General features: G+C 45.5%; 1 protein-coding gene. It reads left to right on the top strand.

The annotated features are described in order from the left end of the window. The first annotated feature begins 70 nt into the window (after positions 1 to 70). Positions 71 to 166, top strand: coding sequence for a stage V sporulation protein M (locus tag FS628_RS33195; RefSeq protein ID WP_222125319.1), 96 nt, complete (start codon positions 71 to 73; stop codon positions 164 to 166). Positions 167 to 332 lie beyond the last annotated feature (166 nt).

Below are 332 nucleotides of genomic sequence, written 5' to 3'. Positions count from 1 at the left end.
CTCGTCTTTGAGGTAAACAACCCCTCCACCATACCATACCCCCCACCCATCAGCATGATGCCGACCCTCAATTATCAAATTTTACACATTCAAACTCCCCAACTTTTTCCCACGCTTTCTAAAGGCCATTCTTAATACCTTTCAAAACAACTCATCACATTCATAACCTAACACCCAATGCCCCCCCTTTCCCTCACCCTTATCTCCAATTCCTACCTCCCAACCCCCATCCCCCCCCCATCCACATCTTAATCACCCTATTCAACATCCCTTTTCTCAATACCAAAAAACCACCTCCAAGCAACAACCTCCTTTTTCCTTACCCGATTTAT

Origin of the sequence: Paenibacillus xylanexedens, from assembly GCF_007676705.1 — a bacterium.
Taxonomy (GTDB): domain Bacteria; phylum Bacillota; class Bacilli; order Paenibacillales; family Paenibacillaceae; genus Paenibacillus; species Paenibacillus xylanexedens_C.
Note: the sequence above shows the minus strand (reverse complement) of the source record. Positions and strands in the feature narration are given on the sequence as shown.